Source organism: Bacillus sp. FF-1 (assembly GCF_028548245.1).
GTDB lineage: Bacteria > Bacillota > Bacilli > Bacillales > Bacillaceae_G > Bacillus_A > Bacillus_A paranthracis.
Window position 1 is genome coordinate 415423 of sequence record NZ_JAQQGG010000004.1, and the last position, 22098, is coordinate 437520.

A 22098-nucleotide genomic window follows, 5' to 3' on the forward strand; every position below is an offset into this window, starting at 1 on the left:
CTTAATAAAACTATAAATAGAGAGAAGAGATTGTCGATGATTCAATTGCATGTATATGAAGAGATTGTTAATTTTAAAGAAGAGGTTACACCATTTCTAGAAAAGAATGAGCAGGAAAATAATCTCATATTAGGCGTATTACAAATGGTCCACCAACCGATATTTATGGGGATAGCGAAACAAGGAGAAGAAATTGCGGTTGTATTTCTTCAAACAGAAGAGAAGAAACAAATTATTGTTGCTACGTCTGAAATTGCGGAAGAGGACATCGTGGAACTTGCAAAAAAATTAGCGGAAGTATATCCAAATGTTCCTGGATTAATCGGTAATAAGAAAATTGTACAGAGATTAGCCGAAGAGATTGCAGTGTTAGCAAATAAGAAAACTACTGTTGCGATGGAGCAAGGTATATATGAATTAAAACAAGTGAAGAAAAAGTGGAACGGAGATGAAGTCTTTCGAGAAGTAAATAGTGATGAGCTAACATTAATAGAACAGTGGATATACCAATTTTGCGAAGATGTGAATCTTCCTACTACGAAAGAGGAAGCAAAACAAACGGCACATACATTAATTACTAATCATCGTTTATTTGGTCTAGAAGTAGATGGAAAACTTGTTTCTGTAGCAGCAAAAACACGTCCAACTAAAAATAATATAACAGTTAATTTCGTATATACGCCGAAAGAAGAAAGGAAAAAGGGATACGCATCTAATTGTGTAGCGGCACTTAGTCAACGTATGTTAGATGAAGGTTACAAAACAACGACATTATATACGGACCTGGCAAATCCAACATCGAATAAAATTTATCAAGAAATTGGTTATGAACAAATTGCGGAGTCTGTGCTTATATTTTTAGAGAAGTAGAACAAAAAGGCGTGCTAAAATAGCACGCCTTTTTGTTATTCATCAATTCTAATAACCTCGCCTTGAGGGAAGTCTTCGGTTTCTAGTAAGTTACGAATAGCTTTTGCAACGTATTCAGGTGATAATAGCTTTCCTTCTTCTTTTAATGCGATGAATCGATCTAAATTTGTGAAGTCTTCTTTATTTGTTTCCCGAATTTGTGCTTGCATATTTGTATCAACAACACCAGGTGCAAAAGCGACGATTTTTACTGGAAATTCTTTTGCTGCTTCTTCCGTTGCCACGCACTGTGTAAACATATTTACGCCAGCTTTCGTTGTACAATAAGCGCCCCATCCGAAGTAAGGATTTTTTCCTGCACCAGATGAGATGTTTATAACACGTTTATCTACTTTCCATTCTTTCGTATGTTTCATGAAAGTAGAGGTGAGAATCATAGGTGCAAGTAAATTAATGTGAACGTTCGTAATGAATTGTTCACTTTCTGCTTTTTCAATTGGCTTCATAGGAGCAACCGTACCCGCATTATTAATTAAATGAATAGAAGATACACTGTCTTCTTGAATAGATGAAATGATTTTGTTAAAGTTCGTTTCTAAATTATGTACATCTTGAAGATCTAAGGAGTGGAAAACACAATTGCTATTATATTGTTCTGCGAGTTTCGTAAGCTCTTTATTTTCTCTTCTAGAAATAGAGATGACAGTTGTATTTTTTTCTAACAATTGTGTGGCAATAGCCTCACCTAAACCTTGTGAAGTTCCTGTTATAATAACGTAGCGCATAGTTTTATAAACCCCTCTCATATGTGCGGAATTTTGTTGGACAACGTACATTGTATAGTTTGTCTACATTTTATAGTATAGAGCACTTTTTACTATAATTGAAATGAGATGATTGTGTGCCTTTTATAAATCGGTTTACGACAACAGTACCTGGTGCCGTCACGTTTACTGGGAATACGCTGGGACTTAGCCCTACATCGCCTGCACCAGGTAATATTTTTGGTACACTTGCTGTGTTTACGACAGTAAATACAGCGTTGCAAGTACCAGGATTCCCAGCGGGGACAACAGATGAGTGGCAATTGAATTCTTCAAGTGCAATTTTAAATCTTCCAGCGGGAAGCAGTGTGTTATATGCAGAATTAGTTTGGGCTGGTACTTTCCGGACTGATACGGAAGATGTTTTACCATTTTTAAATGATAACATTACATTTACAACGCCAGCAGGGACGTTTTCTGTTACGCCAGATCCTGCTACCGCGCAGCAAGGTTCAGTAGGAAACCAGTTTTATTATGCTCGCTCTGCCAATGTAACGAATCTTGTTAGTGCAGGTGGAGCAGGCACATATACTACAGGTGCCGTGCCAGCTGCAAGAACTTCAGCTGACCCAACAATTAGCCGTTCAGCGGGCTGGACGCTTGAGGTTGTGTATCAAAATGCAAGTTTACCACTTCGAAATTTGTCAGTATATGCAGGTCAAGAAATTATTGATGCTTCATCACCACCAGTTGATGCTACTATTTCCGGATTTGCTACGCCAGCTACAGGAGCTGTAACAGGAAGGGTACTTGTAACTGCTCAAGAAGGTGATTCTAACATTTCTGGAGATCAACTTCGCTTTGGACCGAATGCGAGTGCTACAGTTGCATTATTCGGGCCGAGAAACCCTGCAAATAATTTCTTCCAGTCTCAAATTTGTAATGACAGCGGAAATTTAGATACGAGCGGTACATTTGGAGATTTAAATCAGCCGTTAGGGGTAGCTTTGGCTGTCCGAAGACAGGGGTGGGATATTACGAATGTAGATGCCTCCGCATCTTTAGTAAACAATCAAACGTCAGCAACTGTTCGATTTGTTACAAATGGAGATGGATACGCTGCAGCTGGTTTTGGTGTTCAAATTGATGCAACAGGTCCAATTATTAATCCTGTTAAATCGGTCAATAGAACAGTCGCAGGGGTAGGGGATACTCTCACTTATACGATTACGGTCCCAAATACAGGAACAGGAAGTGCAGAAAACGTTGTATTACGTGATAGTATTCCGAGCGGAACGACGTTTGTTGCAGGTAGTGTAACGGTAGGAGGGGTAACACAGCCGAATGCGAACCCTGCTACTGGAATTAATTTAGGTACAATCCCAAATAATACGCAAAGAATTGTTACCTTTCAAGTGCGAATAACATCGTTTCCGAACCCCAATCCTATTCCAAATCGTGCAATGGTATCATATCAATTCCGTCCTTTCGTCGGTAGTCCACTTATTACTAGTATGTCTTCTTCGAATACAGTACAAACGACAGTGAATCAAGCAACTATAAGTATGCAAAAATCTGTAGATCTACAGACGGCAACGCTTAATGATGTATTAACGTACACGGTTAATGTGACGAATAATGGAAACGTTACTGCAAACAATGTTATTTTTGTTGATAGTATTCCTGCAGGAACAACATTTGTAGCAAACAGCGTTACGGTAAACGGAGTAGCACGTCCAGGAGCGAATCCAGCAAGTAGTATTAATCTAGGCAGTATTAATGCTTCGCAAACGACCGTAGTGCGCTTTCAAGTTCGAGTAACATCGAACCCTCTTGTCAATCCAATTCCGAACCGTGCAAGTGCAACATTTACCTTTACTCCAGTGCCTGGTCAACAACCAGTTTCTGGGCAAGCGACAAGTAATACTGTAGTTACGACAATTAATATAGCTGATATAACAACGAGAAAAACAGTGGATAAAGCTTTTGCAACGGTTAACGACGTTCTTACGTACACGGTAACAATTCAAAATACAGGAAATGTACTTGCAACGAACGTTATTTTTCAAGATCCAATCCCAATTGGAACGACATTTATCGCAAATAGTGTGACTGTGGAGGGGATTTCACAACCTGGAGCAAATCCAGCGACTGGGTTTACAGTAGCTAATATATCTCCCGGCGGAAGTAGGACTGTTACATTTCAAGTACGAGTTACATCGACGCCATCAGGAGGCACGATTGCGAATCGCGGAAATGTAACTGCTAATTTCGTCGTTATTCCAAATCAGCCACCAATAACGATTAATAGACAAACGAATACAGTTGTGACACAAGTTAATACAGGCGGTTTAAATGTAATAAAAGAAGTGAATACAACGCAAGCCGCAGTAGGGGACACTTTAACGTACACAATTGCCGTTCAAAATACAGGAAACGTTTCGTTAACAAATGTATTTTTCCAAGACACTATTTCTTCCGCTGTTTCATTTGTTGCAAATTCTGTAACAATTAATGGAGTACCGCAAAGTGGATTGAATCCGAATACAGGATTTTCTCTTCCGAATATTCCTGCGGCTCAAACCGTTGTAGTCACATTTGATGTATTAATTATACAGGATCCAGAAAATGAAGATATTTTAAATCAAGCAAATGTAACAGCAAGTTTTCAAGTGAATCCGAGTGAACCACCCGTAACAATCAATGTTCCGAGTAACATTGTGAATACAACTGTACAATCAGGTAACTTTGAAGTTGTGAAATCAGTAAATACGGATGTTGCAACGGTAGGGGATATTTTAGTATATACAATAGAAGTCATAAACGCAGGTAGTGTACCAGCTACAAATGTATTTTTCCAAGATTCAATTCCACAAGGTACATTATTTATTGAAAACAGTGTCTTTGTGAATGGGATCTTACAAGAAGGGGCAGATCCAGAATTCGGATTCCCATTAAATAATTTGCCCGCTGGTGCGAGTGTAATTGTTACATTTGAAGTATTAATTGATGAAGTTCCACTTGGAAATAATGTTGTAAACAGTGCGAATGTTACAGGAGATTTCCTTGTAAATCCAACAGAGCCACCGATTACTGTAACAGAACCAAGTAATACTGTTATGACGGTCGTAAATTCTTCAGGATTAAATGTAATAAAAAGTGTAAGCGCTACTGAAGCTGGTGTAGGAGATACGTTAACGTATACAGTACGTATACAAAATAGTGGGACAGTAGCAGCAACTAATGTATCGTTCCTTGATCCGATTCCAGTTGGAACCACTTTTGTAGCGAATAGTGTAACAATAAATGGGACACCTCAACCAGGTTTAAACCCGACAACTGGATTTCCACTTGCTAATATTCCAGTAGGAGGGATGGTAACAGTTACTTTCCAAGTAACAATCACGAGTGTACCACCAAATAGAGTTCTTCCGAATAATGCGAATGTAACTGCTGATTTCCAAGTAAGTCCTCTCCAGCCACCAATTACAATTGTAACGATTAGTAATATTGTTGTGACGCGAGTGAATGTAGGATCACTTAATATAATGAAGAGTGTAAATACACCACAAGCAGGAGTAGGGGATACGTTAACGTATACGATTCTTATTCAAAATACAGGAACTGTTCCTGCAACGAATATTATTTTTCAAGATCCAATTCCGTCCGGTACTGCGTTTGTAGCAAATAGTGTGACGATAAATGGAGTCGTTCAGCAAGGCGCGGATCCTATGGCAGGATTCCCAGTACCAAATATTCCGGTCGGGCAAACGGCCACGGTTACGTTTCAAGTTACCGTGACGAGTGTTCCGAGCGGTGGAAATATAAGAAACCAATCTAACGTTACTGCCAGTTTTCTTATAAACCCAGCAAACCCTCCAATAACGACTGTTACAAATAGTAATTTCGTTGTGACGCAAGTAAACACAGCACAGTTAAATATACAAAAAACTTCATCTGTACAACAAGCAGCACTTGGAGAAACTTACACGTATTCTGTTGTCATTCGTAATAATGGTACAGTAACAGCAACGAACGTTTCTTTCATTGATCCAATTGCTCCAGAAACAACATTTGTAGCAAATAGTGTAACGATAAATGGAACACCACAACCTGGATTTGATCCAAATGCTGGATTCCCGCTTCCTAATATTGCAGCTGGAACATCATTGACCGTAACGTTCCAAGTTACTGTGGTTGCACCATCTACACGTGGAGCAGTATTAAATACAGCATCTGCTACAGCCACTTTCTTATTAAATCCTTTACAACCACCAGTAACAACAACGAACTCAAGTAATACAACGGTAGTTACAATACCGTTACCTCCTCCTGGTGAAGTAACAGCAACAAAAACAGTTGACGTTGCAGCTGGAGCGGTTGGGGATGTATTAACGTACACTGTGCTCATTTCAAATGTAGGAATTATACCAGTTACAGATGTGTTCTTCCAAGATGTCATCCCAGAAGGAACGACATTTATAGAAGGTAGTGTAACGATAGGTGGAGTGCAGCAAATTGGTGTAAATCCGGAAATAGGATTTACAGTTACGCCATTATTAATCGCTGGTGGAAGTATTGAGATCACATTCCAAGTGACCATTACGGAAATTCCAGATAATGAAGTCATCTTAAATGATGCAGATGTTACATTTACTTCACAACCAAATCCGCAGGAACCACCGATTACAGAAACGATATTAACGAATTTAGTCGTTACGACAATTAATATAGCGTCTATTTTTCCGTTAAAACTAGTAGATAAGGAAGTAGCCACTGTAGGAGAAATATTAACGTATGATGTATTGATATTTAATTTCGGAACAGTGCCAGCGACCAATGTTCAATTTATCGATACGACTTCTGCTGGTGTAGCATTTGTACCAGGAAGTGTGAGCATCAACGGGGTGTCTGCACCAGGATTAGATCCTTTCATTGGTTTTACAGTTCCAAATATACCTGTAGATGATTTTGTAGTTGTCACATATCAGGAAGTGGTTACAAGCATACCAGAAGGTGGTACGATTGTTAACTTTGTAGACGTTACAGCTACATTTGCTGTAAGTGAAACAGAACCACCGATTACGGAGACGACGACAAGTAATACGACATTAACAGAAATCAATGAGCCTGGTTTGAATGTTTTAAAATCAGTAAGTCAGCCGGTTGTTGCAGTAGGCGATACAATCACATATACAACAGTAGTTCAAAATACAGGGACAGTGCCAGCAACGAATATTCAATATAGTGATGTACTACCTTCCTCTATAGCATTCGTGTCGAACAGTGTAACGATAGACGGTGTGTTACAACCTGGATTCAATCCGAATAATGGATTCCCGCTTCCAGATATAAACCCAGGTGAAAGTGTAGAAGTCACATTCCAAGTAACTGTTGTTAGTGTTCCGTCAAACGGAACAATTGCTAATACGGCAAATGTAACTGGAAGTTTTGTATTAGTACCAGGAGAACCACCAGTTATAGTAAATCAGCCAAGTAATACAACACTCACAACTGTAAATAGAGGACGCTTTAATGTTATTAAACAAGTAAATAGAGCCGCTACTCTAGTTGGAGATGTATTGACGTATACAGTGCAAATAACGAATACAGGAACAGTAACAGCTAATGATGTTCAGTTTATTGATACCATTTCAGCAGGAGCGTCATTTGTACCAAATAGTGTAACGATAAATGGAGCCCCGCAACCAAACTTAAATCCGATTACTGGATTTGGAGTTGGAGATATACCAGTTGGTGAAACGGTTATAGTGACGTTTCAAGCGACAGTTACAAACATCCCGTCATCAGGAACAATTACGAACGTTGCAAATATAACAGGAAGCTTTACTTTAGTGCCAGGAGAACCACCAGTTGTAGTAACAGAGCCGAGTAATACGACGATAACTAGAGTGAATAGAGGACGATTTAGCGTTATAAAATCTGTAAATAAAGAAGCGACACGTTTAGGAGATACGTTAACGTATAGTGTGCAAGTTACAAATACGGGAACGGTAACAGCAACGAATGTTCAGTTTATCGATTTTCCGTCACCTAGTTTAGAATTCGTTCCTGGAAGTGTACAAATAAATGGGATTCCGCAAGTAGGATTAGATCCATTTGTAGGCTTTTCATTACCGGATCTTGCAGTAGGGGATAGCGTATTAATTACATTTGAAGTAAATGTAATCTCGGTTCCGTCTTCTAGTAGCATTATGAATACAGCGAGAGTAACGGGTGATTTCGAATTGATTCCAGGAGAACCTCCGTCTACAATTACAAATTCAAGTAATACGACGGTTACGCCGGTAAATAGAGGTAGCTTAGATATGCTAAAAGAAGTAGACCATTCAATTGTTGGCGTAGGAGAAACGGTAACGTATACGGTTCGTATATTAAATACTGGTACTGCTGATGCAATGAATGTTCAATTTATCGATGTGCTATCTCAGGAAGCTGATTTCGTTCCAAATAGTGTAACGATAAATGGGGTTCTGCAACCGGGGGTAAATCCGCAAATTGGATTTACGATACCAGATATTCCAGTTGGTGAGACGGCACTTGTAACATATAAAGCTACGATTACAAGTTTTCCGGATGGTGGAACAGTAGTAAACGTTGCTGGAGCGTTAGCAGAATATATTTTAGTACCAGGAGAGCCTCCAGTTACAGTGATGGACACGAGCAATACAGTTATTGTAACGGTAAATACTGCAATCTTATTTGTTGCAAAAGGAGCAAACTTTGAAGTAGCGATGGTAGGGGATGTTGTCACTTACGGAATTGCCGTTATAAATGATAGTACAGTTCCTGTGACCAACATTGTGTTAACGGATATCATTGATCCAAATACGTTATTTATAAATGGCACGGTAACGGTAAATGATGTAGCTCTTCCATTTGCTAATCCAAATACCGGTATTCCATTAGGTGATTTTCAGCCAAATGATGCGGCAATTATTAATTTCCAAGTTGTCATAACAGGAGGGCAAATAAATAATTTAGTCACAAATACTGCTATAGCAAATGGGCTCGCAATTGTAAATCCGAATGAGTTACCAGTAGTAGTGGAAGGTGATAGCAATACAGTTGTTATCCCGTTTATTCCTCAAAATGTCTCAACGACAGTCGTAAAAACGGCAGATTTACAGGCAGCAACGATTGGAGATGTTATTACCTTTACGACAGTTATTACAAATACGGGTGATACTGTCATACAAAATATTCGTTTTCAAGATATGTTAGATAGTAGTGTTCGATTTGTCCTTGGAAGTGTAACGGTTGATAATACACCAGTACCAAATGTAAGCCCGGTATCAGGATTTCTTATAGGGAATTTAAATCCAGGTGAAGCACGAACAGTTTCGTTCCAAGTAGTAGTTCAGAGTGCCCCAAGTGGTTCGGGGAATTATATAAATCAAGCAAGTATTCGTTTCGAACATCAAGTAGGCACAGTGTTACCACCTGTTACACAAATAGTAGAAAGTAATATAGTTGTTATTCCATTTGTTCCAACGATAGAACAAATTTGCGAAACGAATCTTAATTGTTTAGGGAAAATTTCTTTTCAATGTTCTCCGTGTGATCACTTGCAAATAAAGAGAAAATAAATGCAGAAAGAGCATCCTGTAAGAGAAGGATGCTCTTTCTGTATGAATCAAGTAGATTCTTTTTCGGGTGAGCTGAAAAATTCATCAATTTTGTCGGAGAGTAGAAATGGAATAGCTCCTTTTATAACAGAAATGTCCCAGTCCCACCATGAGATATTTTCTAGTTTGTCAATTGTTTCTTGCGGGAAACGATATCGAACAAATTTTGCAGGATTACCAGCTACAACTGCATATGGCGGTACATCCTTTGTAACAACACTCTTTGCGCCAATAATGGCACCGTTACCAATCGTAACACCAGATAAAATGCAGGATTGATAACCAATCCATACATCATTGCCGACTACAATATCACCTTTTGAAGAGGGGTGACCAGTAATATGGGCTCCTTCGCTGAAAAGAGCGTTAAATGGATAAGTCGTTATCCAGTCCGCGCGATGTTCTCCGCCAAGTATGAAAACAACTTCTTCTCCTAATGAACAAAACTTACCTATTTTTAATTTCGTTTCATCATTCCAAGAAAAAATAGTTGGACCTACTTTACTATAAGTATAATCACCGATATCATACTTACTATATTCAGGTTTTTGATTTAAATATAACATGATTCTTCAACCTTCTTTCTCAATCAAGAAATAAGCGTGGAATATTATATGCAAGGTGTAGTAAGGTGACCAGTGTTAATAGGTAAAATAAATAAATGGGAGTGGAATGTATGAGATATGAAATGGGATTATATAATAAACCTTTTCAGTCAATTCAATCAGGAAAAAAAGTGTATGAAGTGCGCTTATACGATAAAAAGCGTCAACTCATAAAACAAGGCGATCATATTGTGTTTACGAACCTTACGACAGCAGCAACGATGGCTGTAAAAGTAACGGAGATAAAACGATATAAAAACTTTCAAGCAATGTACGAACAAATTGATAAAAAATTATTGGATTGTGGAAATGATAGTTTAGAGGAAATGTTAGAAAGTACATACAAAATATATACGAAAGAACAAGAACAAAAGTGGGGAACAGTTGCGATCGGTATTGAGGTAATAAAATGACAAGAAATCGCGGCGCAGCTATCATTGTGCAGGAAGGGAAAATTGCTCTTATAAAACGTATCCAAGAAGATGAAACGTACTATGTTTTTCCAGGTGGAGGAATTGAAGAAGGAGAAACACCTGAAGAAGCAACAAAGCGAGAAATTTTTGAAGAATTAGGGGTACATATAAAAGTGGAGCATCTAATTGCAAAGGTGGAGTATAAGGGTACGGAGTATTATTTTAATGCCGATATTGTAGGTGGAGTTTTTGGAAGTGGTAAAGCTGAAGAATTCGAAATGAAAGATAGAGGGATTTATATTCCGTTATGGTTGCCGATATATGAGTTGAAAAAAGTGAATATAAAACCGTATGAAGTGGTTGAAAGTATATTAGAACATTATAAAATATAAGGTCTGACAACATACAAAAAAAACCATTGACATAGTCTTCTGATTTAAGTATTGTATTCGAGTATGTTTATAATCAGGAGGTTTATATGAGCAATCAAACAACTACACATCATGTGAAAATGACAACAGCAGATCCATCTGGAATCGGTCTATTTGGATTAGCGATGGTAACACTTGTAGCATCATCTCAAAAGTTAGGCTTAACAGATGGCGTTTCACTAGTATTACCATGGGCAATCTTTTTAGGAGGATTTGCACAAATCTTTGCTTGCATTCACGATGCAAAGCATAACAATACATTCGGTACAACAGCATTCGGTGCATACGGTCTATTTTGGCTAGGTGTTGGAATGACTTGGTTAATTCAACTTGGAGTATTTGGCGAAAAATTAGCACAAGCTGCAGATTCAAAACAGCTTGGTTTAGCCTTTATCGGATATTTAATTTTCACAATCTTTATGACAATTGGTGCAATGGAAACACATAAAGTATTATTTATGATTTTCGTCCTTATTGATTTCTTATTTATCGGTCTTTCATTAAGTACTTTAGGTGTTATGCCGCATGCAATGCATAATTTAGCAGCATATTCTGAACTTCTTATTTCATTATTATCTTTCTATGGTTCAGCAGCAGCAGTGTTAAACACACACTTTGGTAAAGTTGTTTTACCAGTTGGAAAGCCGTTTGGTATTTTTAAAAAGTAATAAAAAGCACAGATGATTGTATAGTCATCTGTGCTTTTTTATATGGAATAAATAAAAATAAAAAATACAATTGAAATTGATTCTCATTATTAATATAATGAGAATGAGAATCATTTATTGAAAGAGGGGGATGCCAAAGTGGCGAAAATTTTAATAGCTTATGCAAGTATGTCAGGAAATACAGAGAGTATTGCTGATTTAATTAAAGTTAGTTTAGATGCTTTTGATCATGAAGTAGTATTGCAAGAAATGGAAGGCATGGATGCTGAAGAATTATTAGCTTATGATGGAATCATTTTAGGATCTTATACGTGGGGAGATGGGGAATTACCATTTGAAGCGGAAGATTTCCATGATGACTTAGAAAATATAGATTTATCAGGGAAGAAAGTAGCGGTATTCGGATCAGGTGATACGGCGTATGAACTATTTTGTGAAGCGGTAACGATATTTGAAGAAAGACTTGTAGAGCGCGGTGCAGAGCTTGTACAAGAAGGGTTGAAAATCGAACTAGCTCCAGAAGATGAAGAGGATGTTGAAAAATGCAGTAATTTTGCAATTGCATTTGCTGAGAAGTTCTAAGAATGGGAGTGTCAACGTGGAGACAATGTTAAGTGCGACCGCTATTACAAAGTTAAGAGATGGAAAGCTTATGTTAGCTACTACATATAATGGTTTATTTATTGAACAAGACGGAGAATGGAAACAAATTTTAAATGGTTTTCAAAAACGAATTAGGGATTTACATAGCGAAGATAATGTAGTGTATGGTGTAGGTGACGAAGGAATTTTTATTCGTAGTATGAATGGTGGAGAGAATTGGACGGTTCAACGTTTTCCAACAAAGGCAACGAGTTGGAATGTATGTAGTAATATAGAAGGAACTGTCATTGCTCATGGAGATAAAACGTTGTATCATTCGAATGATTTTGGTTCGACATGGGAAACCATTCATCCATTTCTTGAATATGGTGGCGGAGCACCATCTATTCGATCGTTGTTTTTATATAAACATTACTTATTTATCGGTACGAAAATACATGCTAAATATGGTGGTGTTTGGCTCTTTAATTTGGAGACACTTAAATTAAAGAGGATTAAAATCGTAATGAATCAAATGATCTCAGCGTTGACTTTACACAACTCTTATTTAGTAGCAGCCAGTGGATCATGCAAAGGCATTAGCGGGAATATTTCTTTTTGTAAAATAAATGAAAGTATTGAGAGTGAAAAACCATATTGGCACACATGTCAAAGTGAGCAAAAAGCAAGTAGCTATTTAGACTTAAGTGTAGATCAACATGTGTTATATACAACGTCAACGCAAAATAAGGCTGGGATTAGTACTGTTTGTCGTGTACTTTTAGAAGAAGGAATTGTAACAGTATGTGATTCAGTTAAAGGGCATGGCTGGCGCATTGTGAACCAAAAAGAAGCCTATTTTGTAGCGGGATCAGGTGAATCAAAAGCGATGCAGTGGAAGAAAAAAATTGTATAGCAAAAAAACTTTGCTTTTATTATATTGATATGATATATTATATTTAAACCATTTTACTTTTAATAATATAGAGATTTAAATGAGCTGTAACTTCCGAGGAGGATAGCAATGTTAAATCTCCTCAGAGTTGCAGTTTTTTTAATGTCTGACTTATTTTTGTAAAGTGGTTGAAAATGAATATGTACATATAGGTACATTGTAGGAGGATTTTTTACATGCAAAACGGTAAAGTAAAATGGTTTAACTCAGAAAAAGGTTTCGGATTCATCGAAGTTGAAGGCGGAGAAGACGTATTCGTTCATTTCTCAGCTATCCAAGGCGAAGGTTTCAAAACTTTAGAAGAAGGTCAAGAAGTTACTTTCGAAGTAGAACAAGGTAACCGTGGACCTCAAGCTACAAACGTTAACAAGAAGTAATTGTGGAAGAAAGAAGGGCTTGCCCTTCTTTTTTTTTGCGTTTTAATTGAAGAACCTCCTATGTACATAGCATAATGAGATTGAATTTTCGTTTTTTAGATGAAGTATTACATGCATAAAGTGTATGAATAAATAAATACTGAAAATAAAGTATGTGTGTGAAAAGGAATGTAGAAAGAGGTAAATAAATTGGAAAACGCTACACATTTTATTGTGTTTGATATAGAGAGAAATTTTAGGCCATATAAATCAGAAGATCCGTCAGAGATAGTTGATATCGGAGCTGTAAAAATAGAAGCAAGTACAATGAAGATAATTGGAGAATTTTCGGAGTTAGTAAAACCCGGTGCACGACTTACTCGTCATACGACAAAATTAACGGGAATTACAAAGAAAGATTTAATGAATGTAGAGAAATTTCCGCAAATTATAGAGAGATTTATTCAGTTTATCGGAGAAGATTCTATATTTGTTACATGGGGAAAAGAAGATTATCGATTTCTATCTCATGATTGTACGTTACATGCTGTAGAATGCCCTTGTATGGAAAAAGAAAGAAGAATTGATTTACAAAAATTTGTTTTTCAAGCGTATGAAGAATTGTTTGAGCATACACCAAGTTTACAATCTGCAGTAGAACAGCTCGGTTTAATATGGGAAGGGAAGCAGCACCGTGCTTTAGCGGATGCTGAGAATACAGCGAACATACTTCTTAAAGCATATAGCGAGAGAGATATTACTAAAAGGTATAAAAGGCATGGTGAACTTGAACTAGTAGAGAACGGAAAACTAACAGAAAAAGCGAAAAAAAAGATGCGAAAATGGGTATTTAAAGAAATGAGAAAAAATACTGAGCGTCCTTTCGTTTGGAGTACATTTGAAAGTAGCGACACGTGGGAAAGTATAACGGAAAGATATTATATAAGTGAACCAACAATAGAACTTCTGAAAAAACATTTTCGTACGGCGGTTCGAAAAGCGGAAAGGCAGATTAGGTATTTGGCTGAGATGGAGAAGAATGCAGAGGTTAAATGACATTCTTCTCTATTTCTAGCTACATAAATTTACTGTCATTGTATTGATGGATGAATAAAGTATTCATATAAATAGGAATTGATTTGTTGTGCTACTTTGAAATTTAAGGTGTGGTAAGAAATTTTTTAATATATTCATAAAATTAGAGCCCATAGAAATGAAAGAGGGTAAAGTTGAATGGAAGCAATCTTTAACATTGTAACAGTTTTAGTTTTTGGGATAATATTTACCACGCTATTAGCGGTAATTACACTTCCTTTCATAGCACAGAAGAAGAATTGGAAAAGGCTTAATATATCTTTAAATCGTGGTGTATTAAAGATTAAAATAGAAGAGTAAGCTAAGATTCTTATATATATATGGGAGGTGTGATAGTGATAGACTTGGATATTAACGATGTTACCGTACAGATGGAATTAAACGGAGTCTTTTGGAATGAGGATGGGATTGCTGAAATGACGGTGACTACAAAAGACGAACATTCTCTTATTCTTCGTCTAGTAGTTGATTTAGAAAGGAAAACGATTAGGGCGACGAGTATTGAAATAGTGAATGGATTCTGTCCGCTATGCAAACAGAAAAGGAACGAATGTAGTGAATTGAATGACTTGCAAAACAAAATGGATATTTTAGAAGAAGCTTACGATTGGGTGAGAGAGCATCCAAAATATCGTTTTCAATTATCTTTTTACGAGTACAATAAATTTGAGGTAGTAAAGTGAAAATTTCATTTTACCAATATACATAGTGACTACTCTAATGGAAATACACTTGTACACCAAAAAACAAATCTACTGAATCCTGTGACAAATGTCCTCTTGGATCAAAAATAAGCATATTTTATTATAAAGCAGAAAAACCGATTCTTAGTAGAATCGGTTTTTTACATAACTTTCAAATGTGTCACAAATAAAAGATCGTTTGTTAATAGTGCTCTGTAAAAATAGGGATATAGAATGGTTTATTCAATCCCGTTCGGATCATAAGAATACTGCTGCTTATTCTCAATCCGTTCAATTACGTCTTGCAACTCGTCTGGCTTCAGAAATTCAATAGGAGAGAAGCCTTTCTCAAATGTAAGTGTATCAGCCTCAATCATTAATACGTATCGGTCATTTACCTTTGCGATATGTATTTGATCCCCGAAATCAGCAAGTAGGGCTTTCACAGAGATATGATCCGCTTTTAGCTTCAATTCCACTTCAGGCGCATGCTCGACGATTTGAGCGGTAGCTTCCATTACTTCTTCGGTTGAAAATTGTTCCATAATTTCGCGTTTCGGACTGGCAGCCCATACTTCCATTGCTTGGTCGAATTGTTCGCGTTCTTCCGTACCTTCTTCAAATACATCTTCAATTTGGTCATATACCATGTCCATTACTTGTGTTTTCATAATTTCAGGCATAGAGCGTTCGTATTCGACGAATTTTAAGAAGTCTTCAAAGTAACGGGCGTGTGATGCTTGGTGAATCTTTAGCTCGCCCACTTCGACCATACCTTCTTCGGGCATGTACGTTTGAAAGATGAGGAATAGCCTTTATACCAATGGTTATACGTTGTAATATAAGTTGTGGACACAACTTTGGCAACATTTCGCCTATACATTAGTAATTTTATCGAGCTGGTCAGATACGGACTTTTGCATATCTGGAATCACATGACTGTACGTATTGAGTGTTTGTTGCACGTCTGCGTGCCCTAATCTGGATTGTATAAGCTTTACATTGACATTTTGTTCTATCAATAGCGTGGCATGGGTGTGTCTTAAATCATGAAATCGTATCTTTGGTAAATTAAGTTTGACTGTTAGATTATAAAATTCTTTACGTAAATTACGTGGAATCATTGGTTTACCTATACGAGTACATATTACAAGATCATTATCTTCATAACCTTCACCATGATACAAACGTTCTTCTAAAATTATTTTTCGGTGTGATTTTAATTCGCTAATGAGCTTGTCAGGTATGTGTATTGAGCGTATGCTCGACGCATTTTTTGCACCAACTTTTATTTCCGCTGATTGAGTCAATGTTTGCCTAATGTATATAACATTTTTATCAAAATCAATATCTTTCCACCTTAATCCCATGATTTCGCCTTGACGTGCTCCCGTGAGTAATGAAATTACTATTGCGACGTAACAGCGTGTTAAACGATGAACATTTTTAGCTTCTTTTAAAAAATAATTTATTTGTTTCAATGACCAGACGTTCAATTCTTTCTGCTGCTTTTTTGGTAAAGTAGTACCAGTTGCTGGATTATCTTTAATTAATTTTAGTGTTTTAGCCTTTTTTAGAGATGCACTAACAATTCGAAAAACTAAATGAATAGTATGTGATGAGTAATTTGTTTTATTTACTAGGTTGTTTACAAATTTTTGAATGTGAATAGGTTCTAGCTTTTGCAATTTGAAATGTCCTAACCTAGGTTTTATTACATTGTTACAAAAAATTGAGTGTATCTCATACGTAGATTTTTGAAGGAAGATACGTCTTTCCTCAAACCATTCATCTAAATATTTAGCATAGGTCATCTGTGATACATCGGTAAATTCCTCATTTAGCATTTCAGCCTGAATTTTAATTAATGCTTCTTCGGCCATTTGTTTCGTTTTAAAACCGCGTCTTTTCTTCTGTCTTCTTTTTCCTGTAAATGGATCTTTTCCTAAATCGAAAGAAAAGTACCAAGTTCCTCTTTTTTTATCTTTTAATATGCTACCTTTCATAATTAAAACCTCCGATAGGTTCTAACGATTGAAATAATAGCTTCCATAACTTGTATTTTAATACTTTTGGCCCGCTTTTGTATAGGGATATGTAAGAGTAAAGAAAGTTAGAAAAAGAAATATATGGTATTATTTATAGTGAGATAATAATATGTAAATTCAATTTTATAAAAAGGGAGTGTGTCTGGGTGAGTGTAAAACTTAACTTCGCCTTGTGCGGAACAAATATCGTACATATTGAAGAGAGACTATATAAAAATATTAAATATAGGTGTCCACACTGTCATGAAGACGTAATTTTTAAAAAAGGGAATAAAAGAGAACACCACTTTAGTCATAAACCTGGAAGCGATTGTACTATCTCTAGTGAAACCCTCTTACATTTCGAAGCGAAGCATTTTCTTGTTAATAAGATAAATAAAGAAGAAGACATTAAGCTTAAAATTGATTTAAGTTATTTTAAAAAGAAATACAAAGAATTTTTAAGGGCCATTAATATAGATTCTTACGAGATATCATTATTAGACATATTGAAGTTTTACAAAAAGAGTTTTGCTGAAGTTGAGCAATGGGTAGGGGATTCTATAGCCGACGTTGTAGTAAAAGATGAATATGATGATTCTCAACCATTTGTAATAGAGGTTTATGTAACACATGCAAACGAAGATGTGAAAGTTCAATATTTTGATGAAGAAGATATACCATTTATAGAAGTAATTCCAACCAGAAAGAACGGTGAATTCATATACGAGGTATCTGATGCCTCTATTTCTAAGTATATTGATTATATATCTTCAAAAATTTCATTATCTGCAGCTGATATTAGTTATAATATCTTTAAAGATGAATTGATTGATATAGCTAGAGAGGACTTAACAGATGAAATATTGCTTCAATATAAAAAACAAGCAATCTCTGAGGTTGAGGAATTAATAAAGAATATAAATTACCGTTACTATATTAATGGAGATATTTATAAAAAAATGAATAGCGTTGAAGCTAAATCCTATATGAGTATTGAATCTAGCCGAGAAGAACTATTTGATATATCTTATAAAAGTTCTTCTCAATCTAAAGATAAATACTTGATGATAAATGATCGTTATTTCTTATCTAACGAACAAAATTTATTATATTCATTAATATACGAAATACAGGAACATTACCAGGTTGAAGCTATTGTGGGTGGTTGGGAACATACCAAAAAGAAAAAAGTAATAGGTTTTAATATATTAATGCCTAATAGTAAAATTGTAGTAGAAGAAATGAATAGAATACTAAATGATATGTTATCTATAATCAAAAGAGACTGAATAAAAAATTAACTTTATACATCGGATGAAGTAACATATATAATATAGGAAACTCGTTTTATTCTATTTAAAGGAGTAGTTTTAATGTTAGACATCATTCAATTTGATAACAGTCTTAAAGAAACCCTGGTAAGTAATTCGTTATTGCCACTTGATTCAAATTCACTATGGCGTTGTTTCGAAATCACTTTTAAATATAATGAGAATGAAAAGCATACGAAAGGCCTACTATTAAGAAGAAAAATCGATGAATCTGTTCCTAAAGATAAGCGAGGATTATATGTATTTGTCGATCCTACTACCGAGGAAGCTTTATATGTAGGTGAAGGTTGGATACGCAATAGATTGCATAGACATATTAAAAAGCTATACCTTTTAGAAAAAAAGGCTAGCAGAGAGTTCTTTAAATCAATTCAAGGTGATGTTCGAATATACTGGACTGAATGTATAGGTTATCATAGAAGAATCGCAATTGAAGGGGCTCTACAATGTGTACTCAAACCTCGTTATAGAAGAAATGATGATTGAATAAAAACTATATTTTATACAAAGGGGATTAAAGTGATGAATGAAGAAAACAAGCACCAATACAGATTCGAATTTCCAACCCCACCCAAAATGGACTTCGCTTCTGAAGTTGCCGAAACTACCAGATTAATGCGAGAAATAGGACAAATGGGACAAAAACTTGTAGAGGCACAAATGCATATATGGGAATCAATTAGTGAATCATTATCTTCCTTACATGATATAGATTGGGAAGACGTTGAGCAATCGAATAAAGAAGCAGCAGAATCATTAGCTCAAAAGGGTTGGACTCTTCCAATGAATATGGATATTGAAGAAATATTTACATTATCACAAGTTGAGTCCCAGGAAGAGGTAGACTCATCATTTCATGTATTTTATTCAAACGAAAAAGAATATCAGAATATAAAGACTGATATTCTCAAGCACGAGTTAATTAAAGAGTGGAGAGGGCTTCTTTCACAATGTTTTGATAGCTATGAAAAAGGTCATTATTTAATTGTGATTCCAAGTTTATTTATCGTGATCGAGAGTCTTGCGAACATGTTGATTTCACCAAGATTTCAAAAATATATAACAACTGAGATGAAGAAAAAACCTTCTTTAAGAGTTCAATTTAAAAAAGTAAAGCGAGAAATTGAAGATGACAAAACCAATATAATAATATATGTATCTGTAATGGAATTCTTATATAGTGTGTTCCGAGTCGGGAATTTCGATAAAAACACGAGCCGTTTCCAAATCATTAACCGTGACTGGGTATTACACGGACGTGATTATCCGAATAACTGGACTCAGGTAGATGCATTACGATTATTTAATGCAATACATACAATCATACAACTAGATTTCTTGCTGGAAGATTTAGAAAGAGAAGAAGCTGAAGCAGAATCTATTAAATAAAAGTTTAATTTTATATAAAGACATAAAAAGGGGATACTTACACATGAATGAAAACAAAATTATTAAATCAATTTCTTTTACAAGAAGTGACAAATTTGAAATGCAGCTATACAACCATGCAATGAACCATAACGCTTTTGCGACATACGTTAAACGCTTAATTCAACGAGATCTAGAAGAGGGTAAAAAATTCGATTTTCAAATTGAAGAGTCACAAACTATTGATAGATTGAATAAGCGTATTGAAGAACTAGAACTAGCTTTATCAAAAGTTGAAAACCTAATCAAAGAAGTTAAATAAAAGATTGGTCTTATACAATAAGGAGAGATTGATATGTTGATAGCAGGATTTGAAGAAAAAGCTAAAGCATACCTGGAAAGCGTAGGATGCAAGCTTGTTAAAATTGGTTGCGACCACAATATGCTTATAGGTCATTCAATATTCTATATCGATAGAGATGGGGAATCCGCAACTTGTGGAGAGTATCATATTATTAAGCATTTAATGAAGCCGAAAGAGGACGATATCAAATGTCGGGAAATATCGATTAGGTGGTTAAAAAGGGATAAAAAAATTGTTTCCTTTGATGAAACTAAAGTTTTAATACAAAATGAGATTGATAAAAAAGAAGAGCAAATGCAAATACTTGAAGAAGGTTTAGCTGTATGGAGACACAGAATAGCTGAGTTAGAAGCGAGATAATAATAACTTTAATGTGTTATATGATTTTAGCATTACATAAAACAAGAGTTTTATTAAAGGAGGAAACACCTCGATGTACAAGATTACTGATGTTTTATCCATAACACAACCAGAGAAACCGATATATACTTACACAATTACTATACATACGGACGATCACATGCAGCTCTTTGCAAGTATTGATTCTGTTGAAGCGGGTTTAGAAAGTAAAATTCAAGAAGAATTTGTTTCGTTTATTGAAAATATTGAACATCACGAATCATTCTTATTAATAGATTCAGAAGCTATAAAACTTAAGAAAATTGTTTACGTAAAAATAGATAGACGTACATATCTAAATTTTTAGACCGAGATATGTATAAAAATTTAATTTGTAGTATACAACACTAAATTTGGAGGGAAATTCAAATGAAAAAGCAAAAAGAATTTTATCATTTAAACGGGAATGCAATCTTAAAACGTGGTCCAGAACATCCAATAAACAAGTTATTTGCAAATAAAGAAGAAATGGATTCCGAAATCAAAAGGTTTAATAATAAATACGCCCAAAATCCTACTGTTAAAGACTTTTACATAGAATACCAAATACTTTCAATGAAAGAATTATTTAATATGTTCACGGTTGAAGAAATTTGTGAAGTGGACAATGAGTTTAAAAATTTAATTGAATGGAATATGGATGAGATTTCAATTATAGAAGAATAAGAAAAGAGTTTTATTCATCCTTTTTAATATTGTTAGTGAGCAATATAATTCTAGGGATAGAAGGTTTTTATCTCTGCCTATCCCTAAATTCACACCAATGTTGTATTCAAATTGTGGGTTTATATTTAATTGGTTTCATGTCTCTAGATGGTAGGTATTTGAACTGTAAAATTTCGTTCCACCATTCAAATTCAGAACGCAAATATAAATCGTACCAATATTTTGATTGATTTTGAGTTCCTTCTTTTAAAGAGTCTTCGTATTTTTCTCCGTAATGCCATACATCTAACTGTTTAGTAAAAATAGGTGCTAATTCTAAGGGGAATATATTGTTAATTGTTTCATTATCGTATTCTTGGAAAAGTAAGTATTTGATCTCACTAGGTTCACATTTTTCTTTTGTGCTATTATCATAATATCTTTGATTCTTTAATTTTGTACAAATTGTGTTACAGATATCGTAATCATATTTCACTAATTCTATCGTTTCTGTTATTTTCTTATGATTCCCTTCAAAATTAGTATCCTGTAAAATGTGAATAAATGAGTTGGTATGTTCTGCAATCCTTATCGCATTAATTCTTTTTTCATCTACAACATCCACAAGAATATTACCCTTATCTTCATCTGTTTCTGATATAATTGTACGAAACATAAAAACAGCGTCATTTAAAAGGGTATTAGTGTAATTCACTTTAATAAAGTCATATCTGTATGTGGGATTTAATTTTAGGTGACCATTATGGTCTAAACTAATCTGCATTTTATCCAAATAAATCTTCCTTTCGTTATGAATTATAACGAAATTTAATGTATATAAATACAAGAAACTATTGGAGTATATGACGTTATATTGAAGTGAAAACAAA

At 35.3% G+C, this 22098-nt stretch carries 22 protein-coding genes and 1 pseudogene; 18 read left to right on the forward strand and 5 right to left on the reverse strand.

Going from position 1 to position 22098, the window contains the following annotated elements; genetic code table 11:
* Positions 1 to 36: 36 nt before the first annotated feature.
* Positions 37 to 870, forward strand: coding sequence for a GNAT family N-acetyltransferase (locus tag PQF83_RS17300; protein ID WP_000615394.1), 834 nt, complete (start codon positions 37 to 39; stop codon positions 868 to 870).
* Between the two features lie 35 nt (positions 871 to 905).
* Here the strand turns inward: PQF83_RS17300 and PQF83_RS17305 are convergent, their stop codons facing one another.
* A complete protein-coding gene (locus tag PQF83_RS17305) occupies positions 906 to 1655 on the reverse strand; it encodes a (S)-benzoin forming benzil reductase (protein WP_001271062.1) in 750 nt (249 codons plus the stop codon).
* A 116-nt stretch (positions 1656 to 1771) separates the two neighbouring features.
* Here PQF83_RS17305 and PQF83_RS17310 point away from each other — a divergent pair, with 116 nt between their 5' ends.
* The gene (locus PQF83_RS17310) at positions 1772 to 9244 is read left to right on the forward strand and encodes a DUF7507 domain-containing protein (protein ID WP_001115920.1); all 7473 of its coding nucleotides are present in this window, start codon (positions 1772 to 1774) and stop codon (positions 9242 to 9244) included.
* A gap of 47 nt (positions 9245 to 9291) precedes the next feature.
* Here the strand turns inward: PQF83_RS17310 and PQF83_RS17315 are convergent, their stop codons facing one another.
* Entirely contained in the window at positions 9292 to 9849 is a 558-nt protein-coding gene (locus PQF83_RS17315) for a CatB-related O-acetyltransferase (protein ID WP_000966321.1), read from the reverse strand.
* 110 nt (positions 9850 to 9959) lie between these two features.
* Between PQF83_RS17315 and PQF83_RS17320 the strand changes: the two genes are divergently transcribed.
* The 9 genes from PQF83_RS17320 (at position 9960) to PQF83_RS17360 (ending at position 15071) form a co-directional block, all read left to right on the forward strand.
* On the forward strand, positions 9960 to 10301 hold the full coding sequence (locus PQF83_RS17320) for an ASCH domain-containing protein (RefSeq protein ID WP_001268357.1): 342 nt from the start codon (positions 9960 to 9962) through the stop codon (positions 10299 to 10301).
* Entirely contained in the window at positions 10298 to 10693 is a 396-nt protein-coding gene (locus tag PQF83_RS17325; protein ID WP_000197780.1) for an NUDIX hydrolase, read from the forward strand. The genes PQF83_RS17320 and PQF83_RS17325 overlap by 4 nt, the downstream gene beginning before the upstream one ends.
* A gap of 86 nt (positions 10694 to 10779) precedes the next feature.
* Entirely contained in the window at positions 10780 to 11400 is a 621-nt protein-coding gene (locus tag PQF83_RS17330; protein WP_000070934.1) for an acetate uptake transporter, read from the forward strand.
* Positions 11401 to 11538: 138 nt separating this feature from the next.
* Positions 11539 to 11982, forward strand: coding sequence for a flavodoxin (locus PQF83_RS17335; protein ID WP_001062756.1), 444 nt, complete (start codon positions 11539 to 11541; stop codon positions 11980 to 11982).
* Between the two features lie 16 nt (positions 11983 to 11998).
* The gene (locus PQF83_RS17340; RefSeq protein ID WP_000449508.1) at positions 11999 to 12898 is read left to right on the forward strand and encodes a WD40/YVTN/BNR-like repeat-containing protein; all 900 of its coding nucleotides are present in this window, start codon (positions 11999 to 12001) and stop codon (positions 12896 to 12898) included.
* Between the two features lie 215 nt (positions 12899 to 13113).
* Positions 13114 to 13314 carry a cold shock-like protein CspB gene (gene cspB, locus PQF83_RS17345; protein ID WP_001179150.1) on the forward strand — a complete coding sequence of 67 codons (201 nt, stop codon included), beginning with the start codon at positions 13114 to 13116 and terminating at the stop codon, positions 13312 to 13314.
* 189 nt (positions 13315 to 13503) lie between these two features.
* A complete protein-coding gene (locus tag PQF83_RS17350) occupies positions 13504 to 14349 on the forward strand; it encodes an exonuclease (protein ID WP_000426499.1) in 846 nt (281 codons plus the stop codon).
* A 177-nt stretch (positions 14350 to 14526) separates the two neighbouring features.
* Positions 14527 to 14688 (forward strand): hypothetical protein, encoded by a 162-nt coding sequence (locus PQF83_RS17355; RefSeq protein WP_000387292.1) that lies wholly within the window; start codon positions 14527 to 14529, stop codon positions 14686 to 14688.
* A gap of 35 nt (positions 14689 to 14723) precedes the next feature.
* Positions 14724 to 15071 carry a hypothetical protein gene (locus PQF83_RS17360; RefSeq protein ID WP_000566117.1) on the forward strand — a complete coding sequence of 116 codons (348 nt, stop codon included), beginning with the start codon at positions 14724 to 14726 and terminating at the stop codon, positions 15069 to 15071.
* A 239-nt stretch (positions 15072 to 15310) separates the two neighbouring features.
* On the opposite strand, the pseudogene PQF83_RS17365 reads toward PQF83_RS17360, so the two are convergent.
* Together PQF83_RS17365 and PQF83_RS17370 are read right to left on the reverse strand one after the other, a co-directional pair.
* Positions 15311 to 15862: pseudogene (locus PQF83_RS17365) on the reverse strand (DUF3898 domain-containing protein); the annotation flags it as partial.
* Positions 15863 to 15946: 84 nt separating this feature from the next.
* Complete coding sequence (locus PQF83_RS17370; protein ID WP_000678751.1) at positions 15947 to 17077, reverse strand: site-specific integrase; 1131 nt, start codon at positions 17075 to 17077, stop codon at positions 15947 to 15949.
* A 188-nt stretch (positions 17078 to 17265) separates the two neighbouring features.
* Between PQF83_RS17370 and PQF83_RS17375 the strand changes: the two genes are divergently transcribed.
* From PQF83_RS17375 to PQF83_RS17405, 7 genes are all read left to right on the forward strand, one after another.
* The gene (locus PQF83_RS17375; RefSeq protein ID WP_000111975.1) at positions 17266 to 18390 is read left to right on the forward strand and encodes a competence protein CoiA family protein; all 1125 of its coding nucleotides are present in this window, start codon (positions 17266 to 17268) and stop codon (positions 18388 to 18390) included.
* Positions 18391 to 18474: 84 nt separating this feature from the next.
* Entirely contained in the window at positions 18475 to 18918 is a 444-nt protein-coding gene (locus tag PQF83_RS17380; protein ID WP_000884166.1) for a hypothetical protein, read from the forward strand.
* Positions 18919 to 18954: 36 nt separating this feature from the next.
* Complete coding sequence (locus PQF83_RS17385; RefSeq protein ID WP_001001493.1) at positions 18955 to 19821, forward strand: hypothetical protein; 867 nt, start codon at positions 18955 to 18957, stop codon at positions 19819 to 19821.
* A 43-nt stretch (positions 19822 to 19864) separates the two neighbouring features.
* Entirely contained in the window at positions 19865 to 20122 is a 258-nt protein-coding gene (locus PQF83_RS17390) for a hypothetical protein (protein WP_001004879.1), read from the forward strand.
* A 33-nt stretch (positions 20123 to 20155) separates the two neighbouring features.
* Positions 20156 to 20524, forward strand: a complete 369-nt coding sequence (locus tag PQF83_RS17395) for a hypothetical protein (protein ID WP_272792304.1) — start codon at positions 20156 to 20158, stop codon at positions 20522 to 20524.
* Between the two features lie 73 nt (positions 20525 to 20597).
* Complete coding sequence (locus tag PQF83_RS17400) at positions 20598 to 20870, forward strand: hypothetical protein (protein WP_000276810.1); 273 nt, start codon at positions 20598 to 20600, stop codon at positions 20868 to 20870.
* A gap of 62 nt (positions 20871 to 20932) precedes the next feature.
* Positions 20933 to 21229: a hypothetical protein gene (locus PQF83_RS17405; protein ID WP_000744249.1), complete on the forward strand. Its 297-nt coding sequence runs from the start codon at positions 20933 to 20935 to the stop codon at positions 21227 to 21229.
* A gap of 106 nt (positions 21230 to 21335) precedes the next feature.
* On the opposite strand, the gene PQF83_RS17410 is transcribed toward PQF83_RS17405, so the two are convergent.
* Positions 21336 to 22001, reverse strand: a complete 666-nt coding sequence (locus PQF83_RS17410) for a hypothetical protein (protein WP_000359969.1) — start codon at positions 21999 to 22001, stop codon at positions 21336 to 21338.
* Positions 22002 to 22098 lie beyond the last annotated feature (97 nt).